Below are 24,712 nucleotides of genomic sequence, written 5' to 3'. Positions count from 1 at the left end.
ACCGAGCTGTGATCGACATTCTCGAATGGCTGTCGGCCACCACACCCGCGGTCGCGCTTCGGCGCTCCGGAACGCTCTATATGTTCGTCAATGCCGCGCATATTCTGGCGATCGGCCTTCTCGTCGGCGCCATTCTGCCGCTCGATCTGAGGCTCGCCGGCTTCTTCCGCAAGGTGCCGGTCGACATCGTCGCGCCGTTTCTCTCCCGCTCCGCCGGCCTCGGCCTTGCCGCGGCTATTGTTACCGGTTTCTGGCTCTTCAGCGTCCGGCCGGTCGAATATGCCGCCAACCCGGCCTTCCTCGCCAAGCTTTGCCTGATCACCTTTGGATTACTCAACGTGCTGGTGGTGCACGCTGGTCAGGGGTGGCGAACGGTAACCACGGTCGGCATTCCACGCCCTGCGATCAGAGTTGCGGCGGCTCTGTCGGCGGCGACATGGATCGCCGCACTTGTGGCGGGGCGCTGGATCGGATTTCTCTGATGCGATCGCTCCCGACTTTGTCAGCCCAGGCACGTATGGTGGTGGCAGTGGACGGGAGTTGAATATGACACGCTGATCCGTCATATTGCATCGTAAATGCAACGCATGAGGAAGTCATGAAAACGGCATCGCTCCCGTCTCTGCGCGTGGATCCTGAATTGCGCGCCGCCGCCGAAAGCGTTCTAAAAGAAGGCGAGAGCTTGTCGTCGCTGATGGAGGACTCTCTTCGCCGCCAGATCGATTATAGAAGGACCCAGGCGGAGTTCATCGCGCGGGGGCTGGCCGGCTTGGCGGAAGCGCAGCGGACTGGTGTGTTTTACACAACGGACGATATTCAGGAGTTGATGCGCAAAAAGCTTGAAAAGGCGAAAGCGCGTAAAGCCGCACAGCAGAAATGACCTTCGAGCTGAAGTACACCCAAACCTTCTATGAAGATCTGGACCGGCTTGCCGATTTTCTCATCGAATATAATCCGGATTTGGCCGAACGTGCCCTCAACGCTATCCAAAAAGCTTTGACGATACTCGAGGATTTCCCGCTTATCGCCAGACGCGCATCTGCGGATGATCCATTGCTGCGCGAGCTCGTCGTACCATTCGGTTCAGCCGGATATGTCATTCTTTTCAAAGTGGTCAACGAAACGAGTGTGGTTGTCCTCGCCGTCCGTCACCAGCGCGAGGAAGATTACCACTGACTATCGATCGCTGACCGCCGCCCGCGGATTGACCCATGGCTCCTGGTTCGAGCGCGCCAGCGGCTGTTTGCCGAGGATATGGTCGGCGGCCTTCTCGCCGGTCATGATCGAGGGGCCGTTCAGGTTGCCGTAGGTGACGTGCGGGAAGATCGAGCTGTCGGCGACGCGAAGACCGTCGACGCCGATCACCCGGGTTTGCGGATCGACCACCGCCATCGGATCGTCCTTGGCGCCCATCTTGCAGGTGCCGCAGGGGTGATAGGCGCTTTCCAGGTGTTCGCGCAGGAAGGCGTCGATCTCATCGTCGCTTTGCACGCCTTCACCGGGCTGGATCTCGGCGCCGCGATAGTCGTCGAAGGCGCTCTGACCGAAGAGCTCGCGGGTCAGCCGCACGCAATGGCGGAATTTCTCCCAGTCCTCGGCATGGCTCATATAGTTGAAGCGCAGCACCGGCTCGGCCTTGGGGTCATCCGAGCGCAGCGTCACGCTGCCGCGCGATTTCGACAGATTGTAGCCGACATGCACCTGGAAGCCGTGGCTTTTGGCCGCCGCCTTGCCGTCATAGCTGATTGCCACCGGCAGGAAGTGATACTGGATATCGGGCTGTTTCAGCCCGGGAGCCGAGCGCAGGAAGGCGCAAGCCTCGAACTGGTTGGAGGCGCCGAGCCCGCCCTTGGAAAGCAGCCATTGCGCGCCCGCCACCCCCTGCCAGAACCATGGCAGCCAGGAATAGAGCGACACCGGCTTGGTGCTCACCTGCTGGAAATAGAATTCCATATGGTCCTGCAGATTGGCGCCGACACCCGGCCGGTCTGCCTTCACCGCAATTCCCATCTCCTTAAGATGCTCCGCGGGGCCGATGCCGGACAGCATCAAGAGCTTCGGCGAATTGAACGAGGAGGCCGAGACGATCACTTCGCGGTTGGCCTTGACCACCTCTATCTTGCCGTTGCGTTCGATCTCGACGCCGGTGGCACGTCCGTCCTCGATCACGATCTTGCGGGCGAAACCGTAGACGATCCCGACATTTTTCCGCTTCAGCGCCGGCTTCAGATAGGCGTTGGCCGCAGACCAGCGGCGGCCGGAAAAGATGGTCTGCTCCATCAGCCCGAAGCCTTCCTGCTTGCTGCCGTTATAATCCTCGGTCGTCTCGAAGCCCGCCTGTTTGCCGGCCTCGATGAAGGCACGGAACAGCGGGTTGGTGAAACCGCCGCGCTGCACGTGCAGCGGCCCGTCGGTGCCGCGCCAGCCGTCCTCGCCGCCATGCGAATGCTCCATCCGCTTGAAATAGGGAAGCACATCGGCATAGGCCCAGCCGCTGGCGCCGAGCTCCTCCCAGCGATTGAAATCCTCGGCATGGCCGCGCACATAGACCATGCCGTTGATCGAGGAGGAGCCACCGATTACCTTGCCGCGCGGCGCGGTGACGCGCCGGTTGTTGAGGTTCGGCTCCGGCTCGGACAGATAACCCCAATTATAACGCTTCATGCTCATCGGCCAGGCAAGCGCTGCCGGCATCTGGATGAACGGCCCGAAATCGCTGCCGCCCGCCTCGATGACAAGAACGCTGTTCTTGCCGTCCTCGGAAAGGCGATAGGCGAGGGCGGAACCGGCGGAGCCGGAGCCGATGATGACGAAATCTGCTTGTTGCATGACGTTCCCTTGGATTTTTTTGCAACCGTGCGAAGACACTGGGGATTAAGACCCCGCCCCAACCCCTCCCACAAGGGGGAGGGGCTAACTTGTGGCACCGGTATTGCCCTCCTTCGATCGCATCGCTTGCGGCGCGGATTTTGGGGTGAGGCGGAGCGGCAAGTTAAGCCCCTCCCCCTTGTGGGGAGGGGTTGGGGCGGGGTCTTCCACTTCAATAAGGCGCCACCACCGGCCCCATACCGACGTAGACCGTCTTCAGCTCGGAATAATGCTCCAGCGCGGCCAGCGAATTCTCGCGGCCGAAGCCGGATTGTTTCGAGCCGCCGAAGGGGATTTCTACCGGGCAGAGATTATAGGTGTTGATCCAGAGCGTGCCCGCTTCCAACCGGTCGACGACGCGGTGGGCGCGGGTGAGGTCGGCGGTGAAGACGCCGCCGGACAGGCCGAATTCGCTGGCATTGGCCCGCGCGATCACTTCATCCTCATCGTCGAAGTCGAGCACCGACATCACCGGCCCGAAGATTTCCTCGCGGGCGATGGTCATGTCGTCGGTGACATCGGCAAACACCGTCGGCTGCACATAATAACCTTCGCCGGAGACGTTGTTCGGAATGCCGCCGCCGGCAACAAGCGTTGCGCCTTCGGCCTTGCCCTTCTCGATATAGGCGATCACCTTCTCGCGCTGCGCCCAGGAGACCATCGGCCCGACCTGCGTCGCCTCATCCAGCGGATCGCCGATCAGCATCGCTTCGGTGCGCGTCTTCAGCCGCTTGAGGAATTCGGTTTTGATCGCCTTCTGCACGAAGACTCGGGTACCGTTCGAGCAGACCTGGCCGGTGGAATAGAAATTGCCGAGCATCGCCCCGCCGACTGCCGAGTCGAGATCGGCGTCGTCGAAGACGATGAGCGGCGACTTGCCACCGAGTTCCATCGTCACGTGCTTGAGATTGCCGGCTGCAGCCGCCGCCACCCTGCGTCCGGTCGGTACCGATCCGGTCAGCGACACCTTGGCGACATCGGCATGGTTGACGAGCAGCGGCCCGGTGTCGCGGTCGCCCTGGATGACGTTGAACAGGCCCTTCGGCAGCCCGGCCTCATGCAGGATTTCGGCGATCTTCAGGGCGCCGAGCGGGGTGTTCTCGGAGGGCTTGAACACCATGGCATTGCCGCAGATGAGCGCCGGGGCGGCTTTCCAGCAGGTGATCTGCTGGGGATAGTTCCAGGCGCCGATGCCGACGCAGACGCCGAGGGGCACGCGCTTGGTATAGGCAAAATCCTGCCCGAGCGGGATATGGGCGCCGTTGAGGCCGGCCGGTGCGACGCCGCCGAAAAATTCGAAGGCATCCGCGCCCGAGGTCGGGTCGGCGACAACAGTCTCCTGGATCGGCTTGCCGGTATCGAGGGTTTCCAGTTCCGACAGCGCCCGGTTCCGCTCGCGCATGATCTCGGCGGCGCGTTTGAGGATACGGCCGCGCGCCATCGGGCTCATCGCCGCCCATTCCGGCTGGGCGCGTTTGGCCGCTGCAATCGCCTTTTCGACGATCGCAGGCGTTGCCGCGTGCAGCCGGGCGATGACCTCGCCGGTCGCCGGATAAAGGCTCTCGATGACGGTGCCGTCGGCATCCTCGACATATTCGCCGTCGATGAAGTGCGAGGCTTTCGGCTGGGCTTTCATGTCAATTGTCCTTCGGGTGGTTCGATCTGGTGGTCCCTTCTCCCCTCGGGGAGAAGGTGGCCCGCAGGGCCGGATGAGGGGGCAGCAGTCTCGGCCTTTCGGCCGTTCGCTCCTGCGTCGCTCACCCCCTCATCTGTCCTTCGGACATCTTCTCCCCGCCGGGGAGAAGGGGAGGTGGCGGCCAAAAGCGCATTCAGGTAATCCTCTGTCAGCGCGATCGAGGCTTCGATGCCGATCGGCGCCGATTTCAGACTTTGCCTGATATAGAGCCCGTCGATCATCGCCGCTGCGCCCTCGGCGATGCGTTCTGCGGCGTCGGTGGGCAGCAGCGCCTTGAGATCGGCAAGCAGGTTGGAGCGCAGCCGCCGGGCGTAGATCACCAGGAAACGCCGCGTTTCCTCCGAGCGCTGCGCTTCGGCGTAAAAGGCAAGCCAGGCGGCAATCGTGCCCGGCGCGAACTGGTCGGCGTGGAAATTGACGCGGATGACCGCCGAAAGCCGGGCGCGCGGTGTCTTCGCCGCCTTTAGCGCCGCCACCGTATCGCGGCGCAACTGTCTGAGCAGCGAGCGGATCGTCTCGATCAGCAATTGCTCCTTGCTGCCGAAATAATGATGGGCAAGGGCTGGCGACACGCCGGCCTGGCGGGCAATGTCGGACATGGTGACGGCCAGCGAGCCGTGATCGCCGATCACCCGCAGCGCCGCATCGACCAGCGCCTTGCGGCGCACCGGCTCCATTCCGACCTTCGGCAAACCGCCAACTCCCCTGAAATTTCGACTAGAGTATTTTTGATTGAGTGATCAATCAACAAAAATCTTTCGCGATTTGCCCGGCCGCCGATCTTTCCCCGAACAATTGCTGCAACATATCCTTTCCCAACCGGAGGTGCGTCATGGCCGATGTCTTCAATGCAGTGCCCACATCCTCTCTGCAGTCGAAATGGATCTGGTTCGTCGGCCTCGGCGTGTTGCTGCTCGTCTGCGGTCTGATCGCGCTTGGCAATCTGATGCTCGCCACCGTCATCTCGGTCTATTATGTCGGCATGCTCATGCTGTTCGGCGGCGTGATCTATCTCGTCCACGCCTTCCAGGTGCGCGGCTGGGATCACGTGCTTTTCTGGGCGCTGAGCGGTCTGCTCTATGTGCTGGCCGGCATCTGCGCCTTCGTCAATCCCATCCTCACCTCGGCAGCGCTGACGCTGTTTCTTTCACTTGCGCTCGTCATTGCCGGCGTCTTCCGCACCTGGGTCGGGATGCGTATGAAGCCGATCAAGGGTTGGCGATGGATCGTCGCCAGCGGCGTCATTACAGCGCTTGCCGGTTTCGTCATCGCCCTCGGCTGGCCGGTCAACAGCCTCTGGATCCTTGGCCTGTTCCTGGCCGCCGATCTCATCATCCAGGGTTGGACGATAATTGCCTTCGGCCTCGGCATTCGCAGTGGAACAGGGGAGAGCGTTGCCTCTGCGCCGCATTCCGATCGTTCTTTTTGACAAGGGGATAACAGGGGATTAGACTTTAGAGGTATGTGCGATCACCGCAAATGGTCATGCGTCCCCCAAAGGCAGGGTTCTGCCTGAATAAAAAAGGGAGGAAGTTCATGCCGATGGTCACCGTTTCCATCTCACCGCAACAGGCAGCGGGCATCCGCGCCGCCGTCGACAATGGCGGTTATGCCTCAAGCAGCGAGGTCGTCCGCGAGGCGCTGCGCCTCTGGGATACCGCCCGCAAGCTCAACGAATTCCGCGACGATGTGCTCGACGACGAGGGCACTCCGTCCAGCGGCAGATGTGTCGCCGATATGTTCGCCGATCACGAGGCGGAGCGCCGCCGCACCGCCTGAACAAGCGCCTGATTGTATTTTGCAATTCAGTTAAACGCGGAACGCGTGGCGATGGCCTGCGTCTTCACAAAACTTTCATATTGGCGAAAGGGTTCATTGATCCTTCCACGGCATTTTCGTGACCAACAAGAACAAGTCACAGTGGAGATCAGCATGTCCCTGGCTGCCACCGTCGGGCCCGGCGTTCTGCGCCGCTATGCCAGCGACCAGATCGTCACACTGGCCAAGCTCGTTGTCGAAAACGCCTTCCAGCCGATCGTCGAGGCCGGCACCGGCACGGTTTTCGGTTACGAATCCCTGATGCGCGGCCAGGAGCGCATCGGCTACGATACGCCGGTCGACATCCTCGACGAAGCCCATCAGGCCGGCCAGCTGCTGCAGCTCGAACAGATGCTGGCAAGCCGCGCGCTCGCCAAATTCGCCACACTGTCGAATTTTTCCACCGCGACGCTGTTCCTCAATCTAGACGTCCGGCTGATCCCGCATGGCGAACACCTGGTCGAAAGCCTGCTGCAGCACCTGCGGAAGGCCGATATCCCGCCGTCCTCCGTCTGCTTCGAATTCTCCGAGCGGTTCGACAATACCAGCGTGCCGGAGTTTGCCGGCCTGGTTTCGAAGCTGCGCAAGGCCGGCTTCAAGCTGGCGATCGACGATTTCGGCGTCGGCCACGGCGAGATGAAGCTGCTGTGCGATTATGCCGTCGATTATCTGAAGATCGACCGGCATTTCGTCGCCGAGATCGACCGTAGCCCCCGTAAGCGCCATCTGCTGAAGAGCATCGTCAATATCGCCCATGTGCTCGGCACCCGCGTCATCGCCGAAGGCATCGAGACCGAGGCCGAATTCATCGCCTGCCGCGAATATGGCGTTGATCTCGTCCAGGGTTGGTTTATCTCCCGCCCGACGACGCATATTTCCGAGCTGGCGCCGTCCTTCCCGCATCTGCAGGAGCTTGGTAAAAGCAAGCCCGGCAGCCAGTCGCTCGACGAAATCCTCATCCGCAAGCAGATCGAACTCTTGCCGACGGTGTATGAGAACGACAGCATCGACAGCGTCTTCGAACTCTTCCGCCGCAATCCGCGCCAGGCTTTCTTTCCGGTGCTCAACGCCAATGACGAGCCGCGCGGCATCATCCACGAGCAGCACCTCAAGGAATATATCTATCAGCCGTTCGGGCGCGATCTCCTGAAGAACAAGATGTATGAGCGCAGCATCTCGCATTTCGTCGAGATGGCGCCGATCGTCGGCCTCGACAGCGATGCCGAGCAGCTGATGGCGATCTTTGCCAATATGGAAGGCAGCAACTGCCTGATCCTCACCGACAACATGCGTTATGCCGGCGTCGTCTCCGCCGCCTCGCTGATCAAGGTCATCAACGAGAAGCAACTGAAAACCGCCCAGGATCAGAACCCGCTGACCGGCCTGCCGGGCAATCGCGCCATCCGCGATTTCATGCGCCAGTCCGGCCGCGACGGTGATGAGGTTCGTCATTTCTGCTATTGCGATTTCGACAATTTCAAGCCGTTCAACGATGCCTACGGCTTCCATCTCGGCGACCATGCGATCTCGCTGTTTGCCGCGCTGATGCGCCGTTATTTCTTCGCCGAACGGCATTTCCTCGGCATGTCGGCGGCGACGATTTCTTCATCGGCGTGGTCGGCTGGACCAAGGAGGAACTGACGGAGATTCTCGACCGGCTGATCGGCGATTTCCATGATGACGTGCTCGATCTCTATTCCGACGAACACCGCGCCGCCGGCCGCATTCTCGGTCACGACCGCGCCGGCGCCGAAGCGCTGTTCCCGCTGATGCGCTGCTCGATCGGCGTCATCGAACTGCCGGTGGGCCTTGTCATCGACGATATCAATCGCGTCAGCGCCGAGATCGCCGTCATCAAGTCGGCCGCCAAGGAGAGCGACGACGGCCTGGTTTTCCATCTGTTGGGCGAGGCGAATTGACGCCCTTGCCACTTCCAGCCTTCCCAAGCCCGCGGGCCTGACTTATTTCCAACAGTCGGGATCAGGAGGGTTGCGCCATGCCATTGCCGCAGGAAATGCGTTTCGTCGATCTGCCGTCGTTCGGCGGGCCGGAGGTGATGACGATCGGCAGACGCCCGCTGCCGGTGCCGGGTGAGGGACAGGTTCTCGTGCGCGCCGAGGCGATCGGCGTCAACCGCCCCGATGTCGCCCAGCGCCAGGGCAGCTATCCCGCGCCCAAAAATGCGAGCCCGATCCTCGGCCTGGAACTGTCGGGTGAAATCGTTGCGATTGGCCCTGGCGTCAGCGGCTACAGCCTCGGCGACAAGGTCTGCGGCCTCGCCAATGGCGGCGCCTATGCCGAATATTGCCTGCTGCCGGCAGGCCAGATCCTGCCCTTTCCCAAGGGTTATGACGCGGTCAAGGCTGCCGCTCTGCCGGAAACCTTCTTCACCGTCTGGGCCAATCTCTTCCAGATGGCCGGGCTGACCGAAGGCGAGACCGTGCTGATCCATGGCGGCTCCAGCGGCATCGGCACGACCGCCATCCAGCTCGCCCGCGCCTTCGGCGCCGAGGTCTACGCCACGGCCGGCTCAGCCGAGAAATGCGAGGCCTGCGAAAGGCTCGGCGCCAAACGCGCCATCAACTACCGGAGCGAGGATTTCGCCGAGGTGATCAAGGCCGAAACCGGCCAGGGTGTCGATATCATCCTCGACATGATCGGTGCGGCCTATTTCGAGCGCAATCTCGCCTCGCTTGGAAAAGACGGCTGCCTGTCGATCATCGCCTTCCTCGGCGGCGCCATTGCCGAAAAGATCAATCTGTCGCCGATCATGGTCAAGCGGCTGACGGTGACCGGCTCCACCATGCGCCCGCGCACGGCGGAAGAAAAACGCGCCATCCGCGACGACTTGCTCTCCGAGGTCTGGCCGCTGTTGGAAGCCGGCACCGTCGCCCCCGTCATCCACAAGGTCTTCGCCTTCGAGGACGTTGTCGAAGCCCACCGGCTGATGGAAGACGGCAGCCATGTCGGCAAGATCATGCTGCGCGTCGGCTAAGCGTCAGCGCCACGCCGACTGCCAGAACGCCGGGCAGCGCCATCAGCAGATAGAGCCAGTAGGTTGCCGACAGCGCCCCGGCTATGCCGCCCGGATCGACGAGGCCGGCGCCATTGGCAATGAGGCCTGCAAAGGCCGCGCCGAAAGCGCCGCCGAGCGAACTCATCGTCGGGATCGCCGCCGAAGCCTTGTCCTGTTCGCTGTCGGCGACGAGCGTCAGGACCATGGCGACAAGATGCGCCCAGCCGAGCCCGACGCCGAAGCCCATCATGAACATGCCGACTGCCGCCGGCACGATGAAGAGCATATGGGCTTGCGGATTGTCGCGCGCGAGAAAGACCGCCAGTGAAATGGTGGCCGCCGCCTCGATCAGCGCACCGGCAACGATCGCCGCATGCGCGCGGCCGCCGGTCAGCGAGCCGCTGAGGAAGGCCGAAAACGTCCAGCCGAGGGCGACGAGTGCCACGAGATAACCTGAGACAAGCGGCGTCACCCCGTGCAGCACCTGCAGGAAATAGGGAATGAAGACGTCGCTGACGAGCACGACAGTCACGGCGAGCATCGTCAGGTAGACACGTGCAATCGGCCTGGAAAGGCTGACCGCGCCGGAGGGCAGCAGCCGGTTCGGGCTTCGGCCTTCGATGCGGAGCATGCCGACGACCGCAGCGATCGAGGCCGCGATCAAGGCGATTTTCGCGGCCGTCATCTCGATTGTCCCGGCGGTACTGACCATCAGCACGGCGCCGAGCAGCAGCCCGATCTGGGCAAGCGGCGTTTTCGCCTGCTCGCGGTCGTCCGCGACCTCAGGCAACAGCCGCGGCGCCAGTGCCGCCATCACCAAGCCGAGCGGCACCAGCACGATGAAAGCGTAGCGCCAGTTGCTGCCGGCGGAGAAAAAGCCGCCAAGCGTCGGCCCGATAACGGTTGCCACGCCCCAGATGGCCGCATAGAGCGTCGACGCCTTCGTCCATAGCGGCTCGGGATAGACGAAGCGGATGAAGGCGTAGCCAAGCGCTGCAAGCGCCCCGGTGCCGAGACCCTGCACCGCGCGTCCGATCAGCACCACCGGCATCGACGGTGCGGCTGCGGCAATCAGGCTGCCGACGCCGAAGACCAGCGCCGCGATCACATAGACGGCGCGAAGCCCGATACCGCGCGGCCGCATGGCGACGAAGATCGAACCGAGCACGGCGGCGGCGACGAACAGGCTGGTGACCCAGGAAAACAGCGCGAGCCCGCCAATGTCGCGCACGATCGAAGGCGCGATCGTCGCCATGATGTAAGTCTCCACCGCATACAGTGTCACGCCGCCGGCAAGGATCAATGTTGCCGGCAGATGCTCGGGCAGGAAGAGGCGGAGGAGGGAGCCGGCGTTGGGTATGGTTGCAGTCTGGTCGATATCCGACATGGGTGGACCCCGAGATTTTTGCTGGCGAAGGATTATTTTCCAAGTTATAAATTGGAAAATTACATGCCGCCCCGATTAAAACAAGACGTAACTTGGAAAAATATGCGCCAGTCGCCCGCCAACCGCATCCTGATCCTGATAAAGACCGACGGCCCGCAGCTTGGCGCCGCGATCGGCAATGCGCTCGGCATTTCGGCCGAGGCCGCCCGTCAGCAACTGGCCAAGCTGGCCGAGCAGGGGCTGGTGGAGCCGGTCACCATCGGCGCCACGGGCAGGGGCCGGCCGCGTCAGCTCTGGCACCTGACTGCCGCGGGCAACCGTCAATTCCCCGACGGCCATGCCGAACTGACGGCAAACCTGCTCGGCACGCTGGTCGAACAGCTTGGCCCCGCGGCCCTCGACACCGTCATCTCCGCCCGCGAGGCCGAAACGCTGCAGCGGTATCGGCAGGAATTAGAAAATGCCGGCGACCTTGCCGCGCGTGTCGAGGGCCTGGCCGCCATCCGCACCCGCGAGGGTTATATGGCCGACAGCTGGCAGGAGGCGGACGGGTCCTTCATGCTGGTCGAAAACCACTGCCCGATCTGCGCGGCGGCCACCGCCTGCGCCGGCTTCTGCCGCTCCGAACTCGAAACCTTCCGCACCGCCCTCGGCGCCGACGTCGAGCGCCGCGAACACATCCTCGCCGGGGCAAGGCGCTGCGCCTATCGCATTACGCCGCGTTGAGGCGGAGCGATTGGACGGAGCGAACCGCGCCGGCCCCTCATCCGCCTGCCGGCACCTTCTCCCCGCTTGCGGGGCGAAGGGGAATCGCGGCAACCTCGCCGTTCCCACCACCCTCTCGCAGGGCACGTCCCCTCTCCCCGTCAGAACGGGGAGAGGGTTAGGGTGAGGGGCAGATCTTTTCGGCACAGCACCACAGAACCTCACCCGCTCGCCACGTTTTCCTCTGACGCACTTCGTCGATCACATCGCGCGCAAGCAGCTCGCGCCTCACGCCGGCTGCCGCGCCTGCCGCCTGCTGCTTTCGAGATAGAGCAGCACTCCGACCGACGCGAGACCCGCCGCAGCGCCGACGAAGGCGGTGCCGGAATAGTCGCTGACCGATGTGCCGAGGGCAAAAAGCCCGGCGGCGATGCCGGTGCCGATGAAGGTGTTGAGCGAGAGCAGCGAGGTTCCGAGCCCCGGCCGATCTGCGATCAGGTCCTGCAGATAGGTGATCGGCACGCTGAGGATCGCCGCCGCCCCGGAGGCGTTGAGGAGGAGCAGCGCATAGATGTGCCATGGCGCTGAGGCAAAGCCGAGCAGCAGCAGATAGGAACAGTAGATCAGCGCGCCGAAGGCGAGCACATGCACGGTGCGGAACCGCCGTTGCGCCATTCCCCACATCACCATGAACGGCATTTCGAGAAAGGCGGTCAATCCGGCGATGAAGCCGACATCGACCACGCTTCCATCAGCCGCGTGGGTGATGATCAGTGGCAGCAGCATGCTGTTCAGCCGCTGCAGCCCGAAGAGCAGCGCCATGACGATGACGCGCACCAGCACAGAGGGCATGAAGATCCGCTTCAGCGACGCCAGGAAGCCGGGCTGATCGGGGGAGGGACCGGCAGTGCCGTTTCCGGGCGCGAAGAAGAAATACAGGCAGAAACAGGTGAAGCTTGCGAAGGCGGCGATCCCGTAAGCCGGCGTCATCGATGGCGAATTGACGAGATAAAGGCCGATCATCCCCGGCGCCAGCGCCCACGAGCCGGAAAACAGCGCCCGCACTGTTGCGGTGATCCCCGCCGCCTGGCCACGATCCATCTGGTTGGTCCTGGCGCGCAGGCTTGCAAACAGCAGCGAATAGGTGGAATTGCTCATCGGCACCAGCAACAGCGTCGAGACGATGAAGATCGCCGGGCTGTGAAAGATCGCGATCGACCCGAAGCCAAGCATGCCGGCGACTGAAAGCCCCAGCAGCAGCGGCCGCCGCTCTTTCAGCCTGTCCGACCAGATGCCGAGCGTCAGGCTGGTGGTGACGTTGACGATCGCCGAGAAGAAGATCAGCGCCGAATAGGTGCCGTTGCTGAGGCCCAGTTCGTTGATCCCGATGATCGACTGATAGGGCGCGGTCGAGGCATAGGTAAAGGCGAGCGCGACCAAGGTCACGGCCGGAATGCGGATCCTGTTGTCGAGAAGGATCAACGAGAGGGTGGAGGGCATGGACGGTTCCTGATGAACCACCTTTAGCTGGAAGGGACATATCAGGAAAACGATAGTTTTTGATCGACGGGGTCAATTTTTGTGATCATTGTCGGGGTCATGCGATCACCGTCGCGATGGTTGAGCGACGGGACGCAACTCCCACTCCGCCGTCCATCGCGGTACTTGCTTCAGAAGCCCACCCCACGCTCCGTCATGCTCGGGCTTGACCCGAGCACCCACACCGGCCTCCATCAGCCGCGGCTATGGATCCCACGCTCGAGGCCTGGGATGACGGAATTTGTGGGATCGCTTCCCGCGTAAATGCGCGCCGTGCTCTGGCCGGTTGACTCTACCGATCTTCTGCTCTTAGTGCTCGCCGAGGTTGATTAATTGGATGGGGACAATGAAATTTCGTATTGTTGGCGCTGTCGCGTTTTCTTTCGCCGTTGCAGGTTGCACCCACGTTCCGCAGACTCCCTTTGAACGCCTCTTTCGTAAGGGTGCCGAGGATTGTGGTTTTCCCATTACCTTGGAATCGACGAGAAAAGTCATGGATACTCTTGAGATAGATTATCCTACCAGAGCCCAATTCTGGGATGCTATATCCGAGGTTTGCAAAGTGACGAAAGCTGGAAATAGGAGCAAAACCATCGAGATCCGGGTTCGTGACAGCCACGGTGTCCTGCGAATAATCGTTGTTGAAAGGGAATAGGAACAACGCGCAGGTGCACAGAGAGTGACGCCTATTTAATGGGCTGGACGAGGGACCCTGTCATCATCATGCGGGGTCCTAGGATCTGTCTTGGCCTCCTTCTGCAGCCGGCATGGATCCCAAGCTCAAGACCCGGGGATGACGGAATGTGCGGCTGAGTCCGCCAAACATCCCGCCGACGCGTCGACCGCCTCATCAGCAGGCATCCCCGCAGCCACCAATGTCAAAGCCTATACCCCGTTGGCTTTCGCGCCCTGACGCGGTATGCCTGCCGCATCCCGCCAGCATCCGGATGAGAGCAATGACCAATCCCGTCACCGTCGAAGTTACCCGCGGCCTGCTCGTCGAAAGCCGCCATCGCGGCGCGGTGGCCATTGTCGATGGTGATGGCAAGCTCGTCTTTTCGCTGGGCGATACGGAAGCCGCCGTTTTCCCGCGCTCGGCCTGCAAGGCAATGCAGGCACTGCCGCTTATCGAGAGCGGTGCGGCCGACGCCTATGGTTTCGGCGACAAGGAATTGGCGCTCGCCTGCGCCTCGCACAATGGCGAGGACGAGCATGTGGCGCTTGCCGCCTCCATGCTGTCGCGCGCCGGCCGGAATGCCGAAGCCCTGGAATGCGGCGCCCATTGGTCGATGAGCCAAAAGGTGCTGATTCATCAGGTCCGCACCCTCGACGCGCCGACCGCGCTGCACAACAATTGTTCGGGAAAACATGCCGGCTTCATCTGCGCCTGCTGCCACAGGGATATCGACCCGAAGGGCTATGTCGGCTACGAACACCCGCTGCAGGTCGAAATCCGCGCGGTGATGGAGAGCCTGACCGGCGCCGTGCTCGGCGCCGAGAGTTGCGGCACCGACGGCTGCTCCATTCCGACCTATGCCGTACCGCTCAGGAGCCTTGCCCACGGCTTCGCCAGAATGGCGACCGGGGTCGGCCTCGAACCCTTGCGCGCCAGAGCGTCCCGCCGCCTGATCGATGCCTGTATGGCCGAGCCCTTCTATGTCGCCGGCTCCGGGCGCGCCTGCACGAAACTGATGCAGATCGCCCCCGGCCGCATCTTCGTCAAGACAGGCGCCGAGGGCGTCTTCTGCGCCGCGATCCCGGAAAAGGGCATCGCCATCGCGCTGAAATGCGAGGATGGCACCACCCGCGCCGCCGAAGCCATGGTGGCGGCGACACTCGCCCGCTTCTTCGAGACGGAAGACGAAGTGCATGCCGCTCTGATGGGCTTTGCCGTAACGCCGATGCCCAATTGGAACGGTATCCATGTCGGCGACATCAGGGCCACCTCCGCCCTGACCGGATGAATGCGAAACAAGTATATAAGTTACAAAAAAATAAGAAATATCTAATATAAAGAAGGAGCGCCCTGCGATCGGATGCATTCTTTCGCGCCGACCGGGACGCAAGCGCGTTCCCTGGAAGCCGGGAGGGCAGGGCATGTTTGCAGGCCGCTATCTCTGGTGGGTGTTGACCGCGATCGGCGTCTTCATGTTCGCCGCGTTCGTCCTCGATCATATCACCTGGCTGGCAGTCCAGTTGTCCGGCTGCGCGGATATGGCCAGCGCCTGCGAGCCGGCCGTCCGACTGATATCGGCTGTGCTCGAACCTGCCTGCCCCTGGATCGCGATCGGTCTGCTCCTTATGGTCACGCTGGTCCGTCTTCATTATCTGTCGCTGCTCTGGTTCTGGGGGCCGCTCGTGGGCGTCTGGTTCGTTGCGTCGACGCCGGTTCTCCTCCTCTTGGCAGCTGACGCCGCCGTTATGACGCTGCCGGCAATCCTGACGGCTCTGCCCGTCGCCCTCCTATTTCTGGCAGCCTTCATCGTCTATCTCATGGTTCCTTTCGAGGATGGTGACGCGCGCCCGCTCGCAGCGTCGGCCTCATTGCACCTGGCGGTCCGGCTAGCGGCGGTCTACGGCGCGCTTGCCGCGGTGGCATTCATGCCGGATCTATCACGAACGGCCGGAACCCTGCTCGACATGCCGGCACTTTCCGTCGTCGTCGCGTTTGTACAGCCGTACCTGCAGGCGGTGCTCACCGTTGGAACCGGCAGCGTGGCGCCGACCTATGCAGTGCTGACGCTGTTCATCGTGGCTCTTGCCGCAAGCCTGCTGCCGCAGGCTGCCCCGCGTGCGCCGGGCCGCAAGGCCATCATGCTGCGGCGATTGCGCCGTTGAGATCGCGATAGGGTTTTAGCCGCTCGGCCGGCATCTCAGCCGGCACGATCAGCCCCGAGACTTCGGAAATCGCCAGCACCGGGCAGGGCGAAACGAGGTCGAACTTCTCCTCCGTCAGCAGCACATGCGTTTCGGCCGAGCAGCCGGCGATATGGCGTTTGATCGCCGCTTCCTCGAAATCGCCGGTGGAAAGCCCGTGCACGGGATGGGCCGCGGTGACGCCGAGGAAGAACAGGTCGGGGCGCAGCTGCGAGATCGCTGCAACTGCTGCTGCCCCCGTCGCCACCATCGAATGTTTGTAGATCCGCCCACCGGTCAGGATCACTTCGGCCGTCGGGTGGTGTTCCAACTCGGCGGCGATCGTCGGGCTGTGGGTCGCAACGGTCAGCGGCATGTCGCGCGGCAAATGCCGGGCGATCTCCGCCGTGGTGGTGCCGCCGTCGAGGAAGATCATCTGCCCCGGCCTGATCATCGCCGCCGCAGCAGCCCCCAGCCGCGCCTTGATTTCGGACGAGACGCTGCGCCGCGCGGTGAAATCGGGCAGATCGGGCGAAAGTGGCATCGCCCCGCCATGCACGCGCTTGAGGAGCCCCTCCGCCGCCATTTCCCGCAGGTCGCGCCGAATCGTGTCTTCCGAAAGCGAAAAATCCTCGGCGACGCGCTTGGCGATCACCTGGCCGTCACGGCGCAGGATGTCGAGAATGAGGGCCTTGCGTTGCGTCGTCAGCATTATCACTCCGCACGAAAGTGAACGAGATGGCATGATATTGCACGAACAGACTCGACATTCAAGAAATATCGTGCATTTTCACGATATCCCGTGCATGAAGCCGGGAGTGCTTGCGCAGAAGCGGAGCGATGGAGTGGATAATGTTGATATTGATTGCCGGGCCATACAGGTCGGGAACGGGCGACGACCCGGAGAAAATGGCCGCCAACCTGAAGCGGCTGGAGCAACCCTCACACGCGCTGTTTGCCGCCGGCCACGTGCCGATGATCGGCGAATGGGTGGCGCTGCCGATCTGGCACGCCGCCGGCGGCAAGTCGGTCGGCGATGCGCTCTACGAAGAGATCTTCCACCCGGTCGCCGGCCGGCTGCTGCAGCTTTGCGAGGGCGTGTTGCGGCTGCCGGGCGATTCCAAGGGCGCCGATAACGACGTGCGCATCGCCAGGGAGCGCGGCATCCCGGTCTGGCACCGGCTGGAGGATGTGCCGGGCTGCGGTTGAGTAGCGGATCTGGGCTGCGGTTGAGTGAGGGAACTACCGTGTGGCTTGCCCCTCACCCTAGCCCTCATATGCGCTAGGTTAGGGCTGGACATGAGGAATCTGGTTATGATTCAAGCTTGGGATGACGATTCGTCCTGAGATTTTGGATCATTGGTCGGAAGTGAGCGCTTGGCTTCCGGCGGGTTTTGACCTGGAAGCAACGGCGCGGTTGCGCGGCGCTTTCACGCGGGTGCGGGAAATCAAGAACGCCGAGACGCTGTTGCGGCTGGCGCTTGCCTATGGCGGCCTTGGTATGTCGCTACGCGAGACCTGTGCATGGGCCGAAGCGGGCGGGATCGCCCGCTTGTCCGACCCATCGCTGCTCGAGCGGCTATGCAAAGCAGCCCCTTGGCTTGGCGACATCGTGGCCACGCTGATTGCCGAGCAGACTAAGGTGCCGGCAGGGCGCTGGGCGGGGTATCGCTTGCGTGTGCTCGATGGAACGTCGATCTGCCACCCGGGCGCTGACCGCACGACGTGGCGGTTGCATGTCGGCTACGACCTGGCAACGGCTCAGGTCGATCAGCTTGAGTTGACCGACATCCATGGTGCCGAGAACCTTCAGCGCCTCACCTACGCACCCGGTAATATCGTGCTGGCCGATCGCTACTATGCAAGACCGCGCGATCTGCGGCCCGTGATCGACGCCGGCGCAGACTTCATCGTGCGGACCGGCTGGAACTCGTTGCGGCTGTTGCAGCCGAATGGCGATCCCTTTGATCTGTTTGCCGCGCTCGCCGCTCAGCAAGAACAGGAAAGTGAACTCAAGGTTCGTATCCACGAAGGCGTGAAGGCGGCGACGCCACTGGTCCTGCGCCTGGTTATCCGGCGCAAGGATCCGCAACAGGTGGAAGCCGAGCACAAACGCCTGCTCAAGGACGCCAGCAAGCGCGGCAAACAACCCGATCCGCGCAGTCTGGAGGCGGCGAAGTACATTCTGCTGCTGACCTCGCTGCCGGCCGCCACCTTCCCGCCGACAGATATTCTCACCCTTTATCGCTTCCGTTGGCAAATCGAGCTGGCGTTCAAACGGTTCAAGAGCCTGGCCGGCCTCGACAGCTTGCCGGCCAAGAAGCCAGAACTGGCGCAGGCTTGGCTCTACGCCAGACTGATCGTGGCCATCATCGCCGAACAGATTGCCGGGCAAGTCCCGGACTCTCCCCCCTCTGGATACGCCAATCCCACAGGCAAGCCCGTCACGCTGGCGTCTCATGAAGATAGCCCTGAGCACCATTCACGCCGCCATCCGCGGATCGCTGCTGTGGCAGGCCGTCTGTAATCTCGTCACCCGAAGTCGGCGCCACCTCTGTGAGCCGCCACGCCGACGTCGAAAACAATGCGATTATCTGAATGCTCGCCTAACCTAGCGCATATGACCCTAGCCCTCTCCCCGTAAAACGGGGAGAGGGGACGTGCCCTGCGAAAGCCTGGCGAGGAACGGAGAGGTTGCGGCTGTCCCCCTTCGCCCCGTTTGCGGGGGTCCGGAGGACGGGTCGAGACCCGTGGCTCGACCCCGGTCGGTGCCGGCAGCCGGATGAGGGGCGACCCCACGGTACGCCGATCGTTGTTCTGCTGCCGAGAAGCTAAGCAAACGCCATCTCCCCGGTTCCGGCGCAAGGGTCGCCGCGCTATAAGGTGTGCCAAAAGGGAGACGAGAACCATGCTGACATTGTACTACGCGTCCGGAACCTGCGCGCTCGCAAGCCTGATTGCCCTGGAAGAATCCGGCCTCGCCTTCGAAACTCGGAAGCTCAGCTTTGCCAATGGCGAGCAGCGTTCGCCGGACTATCTGCAGATCAACCCGAAGGGTCGCGTGCCGGCACTGGTCACCGATCGTGGCGTGCTGACCGAAACGCCGGCGATCCTTGGTTTTATCGCGGAAAGCGCGCCGGCCGCCAAACTGGCGCCGCTCGGCGATGCCTTCGAAATGGCGCGGCTGCAATCCTTCAACAGCTATCTCTGCTCGACAGTGCATGTGAACCATGCCCATCGCCCGCGCGGCTCCCGCTGGACCGACGATCCGGCCGCGATCGAGGCGATGAAGGCGAAGGTGCCTCAGAATATGGCCGATTGTTTCACCCTGATCGAACAGACGATGTTCAAAGGCCCGTGGGTGATGGGCGAGGCCTATTCGCTAGCCGATCCCTATCTCTTCGTCATGACCGGCTGGCTGCCGTCCGACGGCGTCGATCCCGCCCGCTTCGCAAAGGCGAGTGATCACCACGCCCGGATGCTGCAGCGCCCCGCCGTCCAGCGGGCCATGGCTTACGATCGGGGCTGATGCATCGCTCGGGCAGGAACGGGGCCAGGGAGGGACGGCATCCGAATTGGCGGCCTGCGGCTTGGGGTCACAACTGTCCAAGCGAAGCGGCCCCTTGTCAGCCGGCCGATGCGGCGGTGAATACCGCCAGCTGGGCTGCGAAAGCACGCTGATAGGCCGGCCGGGCTTCGCCGCGGGCGACATAGGCGCCAAGGTTCGGATATTCCTCCAATAGACCCGATGCTCGCGCCCTGAGGAGCACCGTCACCATCAGCAAGTCGCCTGCGCTGAACGCACCATCGAGCCAGTCGGCATCGCCAAGGCGAGTGGAAAGGCTCCCCAGCCGTTTGCGGATGCTGTCATCGAGGACGCTGAGGCGCCTCTCGTACCAGGGTTCGTCGCGCTCGAGGATGGTGGCGAGGCTGCGCTCGAAGATCGGTGGCTCCACGGTATTGAGCGCGGCAAACATCCACGTGACAGCGCGCGCCCGGGCATTCGCATCCTCGGGCAGCAGGCCCGCATGGCGCTCGGCGATATGAAACACGATCGCTCCGGACTCGAACAGAGCGAGATCACCTTCTTCATAAGTCGGAATCTGCCCGAAAGGATGAAGCGCCAGATGCGCGGGCTCCTTCATCGTCTTGAACGAAACGAGACGAACCTCGTAAGGCTGGCCCGCTTCCTCGAGCGCCCAGCGAACGCGCATGTCGCGCGCCAGACCCCGGCCGCGATCGGGCGAGCGTTCAAAGGCGGTAATGGTAATCGTCATCGCTTACTCCCTATAATTTATCCTTAGATCGATACCGTTTTAAGGTGTCCTGTGGCTTGAAAGACGGCCGGCGAAACGCGATTCCGACACCGATGCTCGCGATAATCCTCGCGGGGTCAGATTAGATTCAGTTTCGCACGCCTTCCGATTGTCGGCAGATCCTCCAGCCATGGCAATTGCGACGCCAAATCAGGCGATCTGCAAAGCCTGGACAAACATCCAGCTCCGCTTCAGTATCGATCCGCACCGGCTCTTTCCGAAGCCATGTGTTTAACAGGAGAATGCCTTTGTTTGCCGTCGCAAAACACCCAGAACGCACCGGCCGGGGCGGACGAGACAGACACGGCTTCAGCTAGCCAAACAGTTCCTGCAAAAATGCGCAGCGGTTTGCGCGCGGAATCTGGAATAAATGCTCGGGTCTCGCTGCTCGGCCTTGACGCGCCAAAGCTGGCGCATGTCCAATGTCGAGAAGAATATGATCATCGAATTGACTGCTTATGATTTCGCCGCGTTGCTGAAAGGCTTCGTGCCCGCAAATACCCGCCTGGTTTCCGATAGCGTCATCGCGCCGCCGGAGGTCCTGGAGATGCTGGCGAGCATCGCCGCGGAGATCGGCGCCAAGTTTATCCCGTCGGCCTGGATGATTGTCGAGGAGGGCGAGATCGTCGGGCTATGCTCGGTCATTCGCGCGCCTGAGGACGGCGAGATCCACATCGGCTATGGGATCGCGCCCAGCCGTGAGCGGCGTGGATGCGCGACGCGCGCGATAGGCCAGCTGCTCGAATGGGCGCGGAAGGACCCCCGGGTGAGGCTGCTTTCAGCCGAGACCGGGGTGGACAACATCGCCTCCCAGCGTGTCCTCGAACGCAACGGATTTATCCGCGCCGGCGAGCGCATCGATCCCGAAGACGGTCCGGTGATTCGCTGGCAGGCATCTGCCGTTTAGCCGGCGGGCACTAGAGCAGTTCACCAAATGCGCGGGAGCCGTGCTCACGCGCATTTCGCCGGCGGCGGCTTGGCCGCGGCAACAAAGCCGGTCTCCACACCAGCGGCAGATCGGCGATTTCGCGCAGCGACATGCGCTCGACCTCGGGATGCCGCAGCGGGTCGTCCTTCCAGGCCGGGGCAATCTCCGTGCCGCCCATGGCAAGGGCGGGATTCAAGAAAAACTTCAGCAACGACATGGCATGCCTCGCTTTCTCCAACGGTGCGGAATCGTGACCGCAGGTGGGCTAACGCCGATTTGAACTATCCCGTTTCGCTGGCTGAAGTCGTTCGAACGGGATTACCGATGCCTGCAATGTCGGCTTTTGCAGGCGGATTTTCAATTGAGATTACGGCGGAACTGCTATAGAAAAACTATATGAAAAACCTGAATTCCGTCCATCTCAACGGCCTGCGGGCGCTGGAGGCCGTCGGTCGTCTCGGCTCGCTGCAGGCAGCCGCCGACGAACTCGGCGTCTCGGTCGGCGCCGTCAGCCAGCAGGTGATCAAGGCCGAAGCGCAACTCGGCCAGGTGATGTTCGAGCGCACCGCGAGGGGAATGATCGCCACCGAAGCCGGCCGGCCGGTGCTCTTGGCGCTCGACGAGGGTTTTGCCCGTCTTTCCCAGGCGGTGTCGATCGCAAGCCGCAAGGACGACACGATCCTGACGATCTCGGTGGCGCCGGTTTTTGCCGCCCGCTGGCTCGTCTGCCGGCTCGATCGTTTCGCTGAGCATCACCCCGATATCAAGCTGCGGCTCGATGCGACGACCAATCTCGTCAATCCCGCCCTTTGCGACGTCGATATCGGCATCCGTGTCGGTACCGGCAAGTGGCCTGACGTGAAGGCCGAACTGTTGCTGGAGCAGGAGGTCTTTCCCGTCTGCTCACCGGAGATGGCGGCGAAATTGCAAGAACCCGCCGATATCCTGGCGCTGCCTGCCGTCGTCGACGGCCGCGCCATGTTCAACTGGGAGGTCTGGATGCGCGAGGCGGGCCTGTCAGGCGCCACACCGGCGACGCGCCACGTCTTCAACGATGCCTCGCTCTGCCTCGATGCGGCGATCGCCGGCCAAGGCGTCATGCTTGCCTGGCAGACCCTTGCCGCCTTCGCGCTTGCCGAAGGCCGGCTGGCGGCGCCCTTCGGCATTCGAGCGCGCACCGGCTTCGGTCACTATTTCGTCACCGCCGAAGGCACGCGCGAGCCGAAGAAGGTCAAGGATTTCAAGGCCTGGATCCGTGAGGAAATGGCCGGCACGCTGGCGCTGTTCCGGTAACTCACACCTCGATTGGTTCCTTGGCGCGGCTTGTCTGCATCGCCTTGTAGCCGGCGCGCGACTGGCAGCGTTCGATCCAGGCCTTGATGTTCGGATGCGAATCGAACAACGCCTCCTCACTCTGGGCGTAACGCAGCACCTCGGCGATGTTGAGATCGGCGACGGTGAAGCGGTCGCCGACGATCCACTGCCGGCCGGCAAGCTGGCTTTCGAGCGCCGCAAACGGTCGGCGCAGCGCACGGCAGGCAACGGCGATCACCTGCTTGCCCTCGTCGCTATTTTCGAGGCCATTATCATAGGTCAGAACGATTTTGACCGTCTCCGGCTCGACCTGAGAGGCGGCCCAGACGGTCCACATCGTCAGCAATCCGTCTTCTTCGACGGTTTCTCCGGCAAGCGGCCCGCCATGTTTGCGGGCGAGGTAGAGATTGATCGCCAGCGACTCGTGCATGACGAACGCGCCGTCCGTGATGCTGGGGATCTGCGCCATCGGGTTGACGGCAGCAAAATCGGACGATTGCGTGTTGAGCGGCGCTTCTGCTGCCAGCGGGTCTGCGAGCCGCCTTGCCTGCAGCACCGGCACAGACTGGAATTCGAGCCCGAGCTCCTCCGCCATCCAGTAGACGCGCGATGCCCGCGATCGATAGACTCCGTAAATTGTCAGCATGATCTTATCCCCCGAGTGTAGCTGCACCAGAGGGTAGAGGCCGCAGTGGCTGCGGAAAAGTCCCTGCCGCTGATGGGACGATGAAAGCTTTTGATGCGCTTCAGGAGACGCGGTTTCGCTCGATGGTCAGCTGTTTGTAGGGCGCGCCACCGCCGGCCATCTCGTCCGACACTTTCTTCTCCCATTGGAAACCTAAAACCGCGCCTTCAGCGATCTCCTGGAAGACGTTGTCGGTGATGACGGCAGTGCCCGCGCCGTCGGCGACCGAGACGGCGCATCCCACAGGCGCCTGGCGCACCACGTTGCCGCTGACGACGACATTGCGGAGATATGGACCCCAGCCGATCTGCATGCCCCAGCGCGGCGCGCCTTCGATCACATTGCCCGAAATCAGTGTATCGGCCTCCGCGGCAATGCCGATGCCGAAGCCGACCTCGTGCTTGTAGGGGCCTTTCAGTGTCAGGTTTCGTACGACGTTGCCGGTGACGCTCGCTAGCCTGCCGCCCTCGTCGAAATTGGCGATCGAAATGCCGTTCGCTGCCCCGTCGATGATGTTGGCGGAAACCACGGCGCCTTCGAAGGCGAATTCGACATAGATCGCCGTCTCGCCGGAGCGCCGGCACTGGTTGTTGCTGATCTGGATGTCCGAGGCAGAATTGGCGCGGATCGCCGTGAAGGCGCAGTCGGAAATCTGGTTGTTCACCACCATCACGCCGTCGGCGCGGAAGATGTTGATGCCGTTGCCGTTCTGGCCGGTGCCGCCGTCATTGGCGCGGATGTTGGAGATGCGGTTACCGGAAACCACCGTGCCGTCCTCCGCCTTGTTCCAGCGATGCACCAGGATGCCGCCATTGCCGCAATCGGCGATCGTGTTTCCGGTGACCGAAAGATTGGCGGAATCGACCGCATAAAGCCCGGCTTGGGCTGCACCCGAAATGCGGCTGCGCTCGATCCGCCCGCCGCAGCGCTCCAGCTGCAACCCGTGTTTGCGGCTGCCGCCGATCTGGCAATTGTCGATCAGCACCTCGTCCACCCCGGTAAACTGCAAGAGCCCGCCGGCATCGTCGCCGAGCCAGCGGTTGCCGCCGTCGATGACGAGGTTGGAAAGCTCGATGCGGCGCACATTTGCCGCCGCAAAGAGATGTCCTTCGCCGGTATAGACGATCCGCGAGGCGCCGGGCACGCCAGTGATGCGGGTATTGTCGGGCAAGGTGAGGTTGGAGACCTTGTAGGTGCCTGGCGGCAGGAAGACCGGCGCGTTCTCGCGCGCTGCCCGTTCGATCATCTGCTGAAGGTTGCGGGTCTTGCGGTCGCCGCTTTCGGGGATGGCGCGATATTCCACCGCGTCGATCGCGCCGCGCAGATCGGGTTGCCCGGCAGCCGCAAGCGGTGCGGCAAGCGCGCGCGGCGCTGAACCTCCCACAACCGCCGCGGCGGCGAGAAAGAAAAGCAGGTCGCGGCGTGAGGGCATTCCGGATTCTCCAGTCATAGGGCCCCGATAGCACGAAACGTGCCAGACGCGCCTGCCTCTTTCTGGCACAGGCGGCCGAAATTGCGGTTGTAGCCCCGGCCAAGGGCAGGATATCGCCGCCGATTTTGTCGTCTTGTTCACCCTTTCATTTA

At 62.7% G+C, this 24,712-nt stretch carries 24 protein-coding genes and 2 pseudogenes; 16 read left to right on the top strand and 10 right to left on the bottom strand.

From position 1 onward, the window contains the following. Positions 1-8: 8 nt before the first annotated feature. The 3 genes from RLEG4DRAFT_RS22900 (at position 9) to RLEG4DRAFT_RS22890 (ending at position 1,176) form a co-directional block, all read left to right on the top strand. On the top strand, positions 9-482 hold the full coding sequence (locus RLEG4DRAFT_RS22900; protein WP_003580338.1) for a DUF6644 family protein: 474 nt from the start codon (positions 9-11) through the stop codon (positions 480-482). Between the two features lie 116 nt (positions 483-598). Then, a complete protein-coding gene (locus tag RLEG4DRAFT_RS22895; RefSeq protein WP_003580335.1) occupies positions 599-880 on the top strand; it encodes a YlcI/YnfO family protein in 282 nt (93 codons plus the stop codon). Beyond that, positions 877-1,176 (top strand): type II toxin-antitoxin system RelE/ParE family toxin, encoded by a 300-nt coding sequence (locus tag RLEG4DRAFT_RS22890; RefSeq protein WP_003580333.1) that lies wholly within the window; start codon positions 877-879, stop codon positions 1,174-1,176. The genes RLEG4DRAFT_RS22895 and RLEG4DRAFT_RS22890 overlap by 4 nt, the downstream gene beginning before the upstream one ends. Here RLEG4DRAFT_RS22890 and betA read toward each other — a convergent pair whose 3' ends face one another. The 3 genes from betA to betI form a co-directional block, all read right to left on the bottom strand. Further along, complete coding sequence (betA, locus tag RLEG4DRAFT_RS22885; RefSeq protein ID WP_003580331.1) at positions 1,177-2,829, bottom strand: choline dehydrogenase; 1,653 nt, start codon at positions 2,827-2,829, stop codon at positions 1,177-1,179. It abuts the gene before it with no gap. Between the two features lie 211 nt (positions 2,830-3,040). After that, on the bottom strand, positions 3,041-4,504 hold the full coding sequence (betB, locus tag RLEG4DRAFT_RS22880; protein ID WP_003580328.1) for a betaine-aldehyde dehydrogenase: 1,464 nt from the start codon (positions 4,502-4,504) through the stop codon (positions 3,041-3,043). Continuing rightward, the gene (gene betI / locus RLEG4DRAFT_RS22875; RefSeq protein WP_085061926.1) at positions 4,501-5,256 is read right to left on the bottom strand and encodes a transcriptional regulator BetI; all 756 of its coding nucleotides are present in this window, start codon (positions 5,254-5,256) and stop codon (positions 4,501-4,503) included. The genes betB and betI overlap by 4 nt, the downstream gene beginning before the upstream one ends. Positions 5,257-5,396: 140 nt before the next feature. Here betI and RLEG4DRAFT_RS22870 point away from each other — a divergent pair, with 140 nt between their 5' ends. The 4 genes and pseudogenes from RLEG4DRAFT_RS22870 (at position 5,397) to RLEG4DRAFT_RS22855 (ending at position 9,377) form a co-directional block, all read left to right on the top strand. Continuing rightward, a complete protein-coding gene (locus RLEG4DRAFT_RS22870; protein ID WP_003580325.1) occupies positions 5,397-5,993 on the top strand; it encodes an HdeD family acid-resistance protein in 597 nt (198 codons plus the stop codon). A gap of 107 nt (positions 5,994-6,100) precedes the next feature. Further along, a complete protein-coding gene (locus RLEG4DRAFT_RS22865; RefSeq protein WP_003580323.1) occupies positions 6,101-6,343 on the top strand; it encodes a ribbon-helix-helix domain-containing protein in 243 nt (80 codons plus the stop codon). Positions 6,344-6,455: 112 nt separating this feature from the next. Then, positions 6,456-8,301 (top strand): annotated as a pseudogene (locus RLEG4DRAFT_RS22860) (GGDEF domain-containing protein). A gap of 77 nt (positions 8,302-8,378) precedes the next feature. Beyond that, positions 8,379-9,377, top strand: a complete 999-nt coding sequence (locus RLEG4DRAFT_RS22855; RefSeq protein WP_003580318.1) for an NAD(P)H-quinone oxidoreductase — start codon at positions 8,379-8,381, stop codon at positions 9,375-9,377. On the opposite strand, the gene RLEG4DRAFT_RS22850 is transcribed toward RLEG4DRAFT_RS22855, so the two are convergent. Further along, positions 9,358-10,785, bottom strand: a complete 1,428-nt coding sequence (locus RLEG4DRAFT_RS22850; protein ID WP_003580316.1) for an MFS transporter — start codon at positions 10,783-10,785, stop codon at positions 9,358-9,360. The genes RLEG4DRAFT_RS22855 and RLEG4DRAFT_RS22850 overlap by 20 nt on opposite strands. A gap of 102 nt (positions 10,786-10,887) precedes the next feature. Between RLEG4DRAFT_RS22850 and RLEG4DRAFT_RS22845 the strand changes: the two genes are divergently transcribed. After that, the gene (locus tag RLEG4DRAFT_RS22845) at positions 10,888-11,511 is read left to right on the top strand and encodes a helix-turn-helix transcriptional regulator (RefSeq protein WP_003580314.1); all 624 of its coding nucleotides are present in this window, start codon (positions 10,888-10,890) and stop codon (positions 11,509-11,511) included. Positions 11,512-11,778: 267 nt separating this feature from the next. Here the strand turns inward: RLEG4DRAFT_RS22845 and RLEG4DRAFT_RS22840 are convergent, their stop codons facing one another. After that, complete coding sequence (locus RLEG4DRAFT_RS22840) at positions 11,779-12,990, bottom strand: MFS transporter (RefSeq protein ID WP_003580312.1); 1,212 nt, start codon at positions 12,988-12,990, stop codon at positions 11,779-11,781. Positions 12,991-13,375: 385 nt separating this feature from the next. On the opposite strand from RLEG4DRAFT_RS22840, the gene RLEG4DRAFT_RS39080 reads away from it, so the two are divergent. From RLEG4DRAFT_RS39080 to RLEG4DRAFT_RS22830, 3 genes are all read left to right on the top strand, one after another. Further along, a complete protein-coding gene (locus RLEG4DRAFT_RS39080) occupies positions 13,376-13,684 on the top strand; it encodes a hypothetical protein (RefSeq protein ID WP_085061925.1) in 309 nt (102 codons plus the stop codon). A gap of 301 nt (positions 13,685-13,985) precedes the next feature. Continuing rightward, positions 13,986-14,993, top strand: a complete 1,008-nt coding sequence (locus RLEG4DRAFT_RS22835; protein ID WP_003580310.1) for an asparaginase — start codon at positions 13,986-13,988, stop codon at positions 14,991-14,993. A 133-nt stretch (positions 14,994-15,126) separates the two neighbouring features. Then, the gene (locus tag RLEG4DRAFT_RS22830) at positions 15,127-15,867 is read left to right on the top strand and encodes a hypothetical protein (RefSeq protein WP_003580308.1); all 741 of its coding nucleotides are present in this window, start codon (positions 15,127-15,129) and stop codon (positions 15,865-15,867) included. Here RLEG4DRAFT_RS22830 and RLEG4DRAFT_RS22825 read toward each other — a convergent pair. Then, positions 15,842-16,597: a DeoR/GlpR family DNA-binding transcription regulator gene (locus tag RLEG4DRAFT_RS22825; protein ID WP_003580306.1), complete on the bottom strand. Its 756-nt coding sequence runs from the start codon at positions 16,595-16,597 to the stop codon at positions 15,842-15,844. The two genes, RLEG4DRAFT_RS22830 and RLEG4DRAFT_RS22825, sit on opposite strands and share 26 nt — an antisense overlap. Before the next feature lie 140 nt (positions 16,598-16,737). On the opposite strand from RLEG4DRAFT_RS22825, the gene RLEG4DRAFT_RS22820 reads away from it, so the two are divergent. From RLEG4DRAFT_RS22820 to RLEG4DRAFT_RS22810, 3 genes are all read left to right on the top strand, one after another. Next, positions 16,738-17,094: a hypothetical protein gene (locus RLEG4DRAFT_RS22820; protein ID WP_003580304.1), complete on the top strand. Its 357-nt coding sequence runs from the start codon at positions 16,738-16,740 to the stop codon at positions 17,092-17,094. 121 nt (positions 17,095-17,215) lie between these two features. Then, positions 17,216-18,412: an IS4 family transposase gene (locus RLEG4DRAFT_RS22815; RefSeq protein WP_003580302.1), complete on the top strand. Its 1,197-nt coding sequence runs from the start codon at positions 17,216-17,218 to the stop codon at positions 18,410-18,412. A gap of 381 nt (positions 18,413-18,793) precedes the next feature. Further along, a complete protein-coding gene (locus RLEG4DRAFT_RS22810; protein WP_003580300.1) occupies positions 18,794-19,414 on the top strand; it encodes a glutathione S-transferase family protein in 621 nt (206 codons plus the stop codon). A gap of 97 nt (positions 19,415-19,511) precedes the next feature. Here the strand turns inward: RLEG4DRAFT_RS22810 and RLEG4DRAFT_RS22805 are convergent, their stop codons facing one another. After that, positions 19,512-20,162 carry a glutathione S-transferase family protein gene (locus tag RLEG4DRAFT_RS22805; RefSeq protein ID WP_003580298.1) on the bottom strand — a complete coding sequence of 217 codons (651 nt, stop codon included), beginning with the start codon at positions 20,160-20,162 and terminating at the stop codon, positions 19,512-19,514. 454 nt (positions 20,163-20,616) lie between these two features. Here RLEG4DRAFT_RS22805 and RLEG4DRAFT_RS22800 point away from each other — a divergent pair, with 454 nt between their 5' ends. Then, the gene (locus RLEG4DRAFT_RS22800) at positions 20,617-21,108 is read left to right on the top strand and encodes a GNAT family N-acetyltransferase (RefSeq protein WP_037094727.1); all 492 of its coding nucleotides are present in this window, start codon (positions 20,617-20,619) and stop codon (positions 21,106-21,108) included. Between the two features lie 44 nt (positions 21,109-21,152). Here the strand turns inward: RLEG4DRAFT_RS22800 and RLEG4DRAFT_RS22795 are convergent. Then, positions 21,153-21,346 (bottom strand): annotated as a pseudogene (locus tag RLEG4DRAFT_RS22795) (hypothetical protein). A gap of 179 nt (positions 21,347-21,525) precedes the next feature. Between RLEG4DRAFT_RS22795 and RLEG4DRAFT_RS22790 the strand changes: the two are divergent. Further along, positions 21,526-22,422 (top strand): LysR substrate-binding domain-containing protein, encoded by an 897-nt coding sequence (locus RLEG4DRAFT_RS22790; RefSeq protein WP_003580293.1) that lies wholly within the window; start codon positions 21,526-21,528, stop codon positions 22,420-22,422. Between the two features lies 1 nt (position 22,423). On the opposite strand, the gene RLEG4DRAFT_RS22785 is transcribed toward RLEG4DRAFT_RS22790, so the two are convergent. Together RLEG4DRAFT_RS22785 and RLEG4DRAFT_RS22780 are read right to left on the bottom strand one after the other, a co-directional pair. Then, positions 22,424-23,089 carry a glutathione S-transferase family protein gene (locus RLEG4DRAFT_RS22785; protein WP_003580291.1) on the bottom strand — a complete coding sequence of 222 codons (666 nt, stop codon included), beginning with the start codon at positions 23,087-23,089 and terminating at the stop codon, positions 22,424-22,426. Positions 23,090-23,189: 100 nt separating this feature from the next. Beyond that, positions 23,190-24,560, bottom strand: coding sequence for a TIGR03808 family TAT-translocated repetitive protein (locus RLEG4DRAFT_RS22780; protein ID WP_003580289.1), 1,371 nt, complete (start codon positions 24,558-24,560; stop codon positions 23,190-23,192). Between the last annotated feature and the right edge of the window lie 152 nt (positions 24,561-24,712).

The sequence above is a fragment of the Rhizobium leguminosarum bv. trifolii WSM2297 genome, assembly GCF_000271845.1.
The sequence above is the reverse complement of the archived record's forward strand: the minus strand, read 5'-3'. Positions and strand labels throughout refer to the sequence as shown.

What these genes read in the sequence shown, in the direction of transcription:
- RLEG4DRAFT_RS22895 (WP_003580335.1), top strand. Translation starts at nt 599, where the DNA reads ATGAAAACGGCATCGCTCCCGTCTCTGCGCGTGGATCCTGAATTGCGC.
- RLEG4DRAFT_RS22890 (WP_003580333.1), top strand. Translation starts at nt 877, where the DNA reads ATGACCTTCGAGCTGAAGTACACCCAAACCTTCTATGAAGATCTGGAC.
- betA (WP_003580331.1), bottom strand. Translation starts at nt 2,829, where the DNA reads ATGCAACAAGCAGATTTCGTCATCATCGGCTCCGGCTCCGCCGGTTCC.
- betB (WP_003580328.1), bottom strand. Translation starts at nt 4,504, where the DNA reads ATGAAAGCCCAGCCGAAAGCCTCGCACTTCATCGACGGCGAATATGTC.
- RLEG4DRAFT_RS22870 (WP_003580325.1), top strand. Translation starts at nt 5,397, where the DNA reads ATGGCCGATGTCTTCAATGCAGTGCCCACATCCTCTCTGCAGTCGAAA.
- RLEG4DRAFT_RS22865 (WP_003580323.1), top strand. Translation starts at nt 6,101, where the DNA reads ATGCCGATGGTCACCGTTTCCATCTCACCGCAACAGGCAGCGGGCATC.
- RLEG4DRAFT_RS22855 (WP_003580318.1), top strand. Translation starts at nt 8,379, where the DNA reads ATGCCATTGCCGCAGGAAATGCGTTTCGTCGATCTGCCGTCGTTCGGC.
- RLEG4DRAFT_RS22850 (WP_003580316.1), bottom strand. Translation starts at nt 10,785, where the DNA reads ATGTCGGATATCGACCAGACTGCAACCATACCCAACGCCGGCTCCCTC.
- RLEG4DRAFT_RS22845 (WP_003580314.1), top strand. Translation starts at nt 10,888, where the DNA reads ATGCGCCAGTCGCCCGCCAACCGCATCCTGATCCTGATAAAGACCGAC.
- RLEG4DRAFT_RS22840 (WP_003580312.1), bottom strand. Translation starts at nt 12,990, where the DNA reads ATGCCCTCCACCCTCTCGTTGATCCTTCTCGACAACAGGATCCGCATT.
- RLEG4DRAFT_RS39080 (WP_085061925.1), top strand. Translation starts at nt 13,376, where the DNA reads ATGAAATTTCGTATTGTTGGCGCTGTCGCGTTTTCTTTCGCCGTTGCA.
- RLEG4DRAFT_RS22835 (WP_003580310.1), top strand. Translation starts at nt 13,986, where the DNA reads ATGACCAATCCCGTCACCGTCGAAGTTACCCGCGGCCTGCTCGTCGAA.
- RLEG4DRAFT_RS22830 (WP_003580308.1), top strand. Translation starts at nt 15,127, where the DNA reads ATGTTTGCAGGCCGCTATCTCTGGTGGGTGTTGACCGCGATCGGCGTC.
- RLEG4DRAFT_RS22825 (WP_003580306.1), bottom strand. Translation starts at nt 16,597, where the DNA reads ATGCTGACGACGCAACGCAAGGCCCTCATTCTCGACATCCTGCGCCGT.
- RLEG4DRAFT_RS22820 (WP_003580304.1), top strand. Translation starts at nt 16,738, where the DNA reads ATGTTGATATTGATTGCCGGGCCATACAGGTCGGGAACGGGCGACGAC.
- RLEG4DRAFT_RS22815 (WP_003580302.1), top strand. Translation starts at nt 17,216, where the DNA reads ATGACGATTCGTCCTGAGATTTTGGATCATTGGTCGGAAGTGAGCGCT.
- RLEG4DRAFT_RS22810 (WP_003580300.1), top strand. Translation starts at nt 18,794, where the DNA reads ATGCTGACATTGTACTACGCGTCCGGAACCTGCGCGCTCGCAAGCCTG.
- RLEG4DRAFT_RS22805 (WP_003580298.1), bottom strand. Translation starts at nt 20,162, where the DNA reads ATGACGATTACCATTACCGCCTTTGAACGCTCGCCCGATCGCGGCCGG.
- RLEG4DRAFT_RS22800 (WP_037094727.1), top strand. Translation starts at nt 20,617, where the DNA reads ATGTCCAATGTCGAGAAGAATATGATCATCGAATTGACTGCTTATGAT.
- RLEG4DRAFT_RS22790 (WP_003580293.1), top strand. Translation starts at nt 21,526, where the DNA reads ATGAAAAACCTGAATTCCGTCCATCTCAACGGCCTGCGGGCGCTGGAG.
- RLEG4DRAFT_RS22785 (WP_003580291.1), bottom strand. Translation starts at nt 23,089, where the DNA reads ATGCTGACAATTTACGGAGTCTATCGATCGCGGGCATCGCGCGTCTAC.
- RLEG4DRAFT_RS22780 (WP_003580289.1), bottom strand. Translation starts at nt 24,560, where the DNA reads ATGCCCTCACGCCGCGACCTGCTTTTCTTTCTCGCCGCCGCGGCGGTT.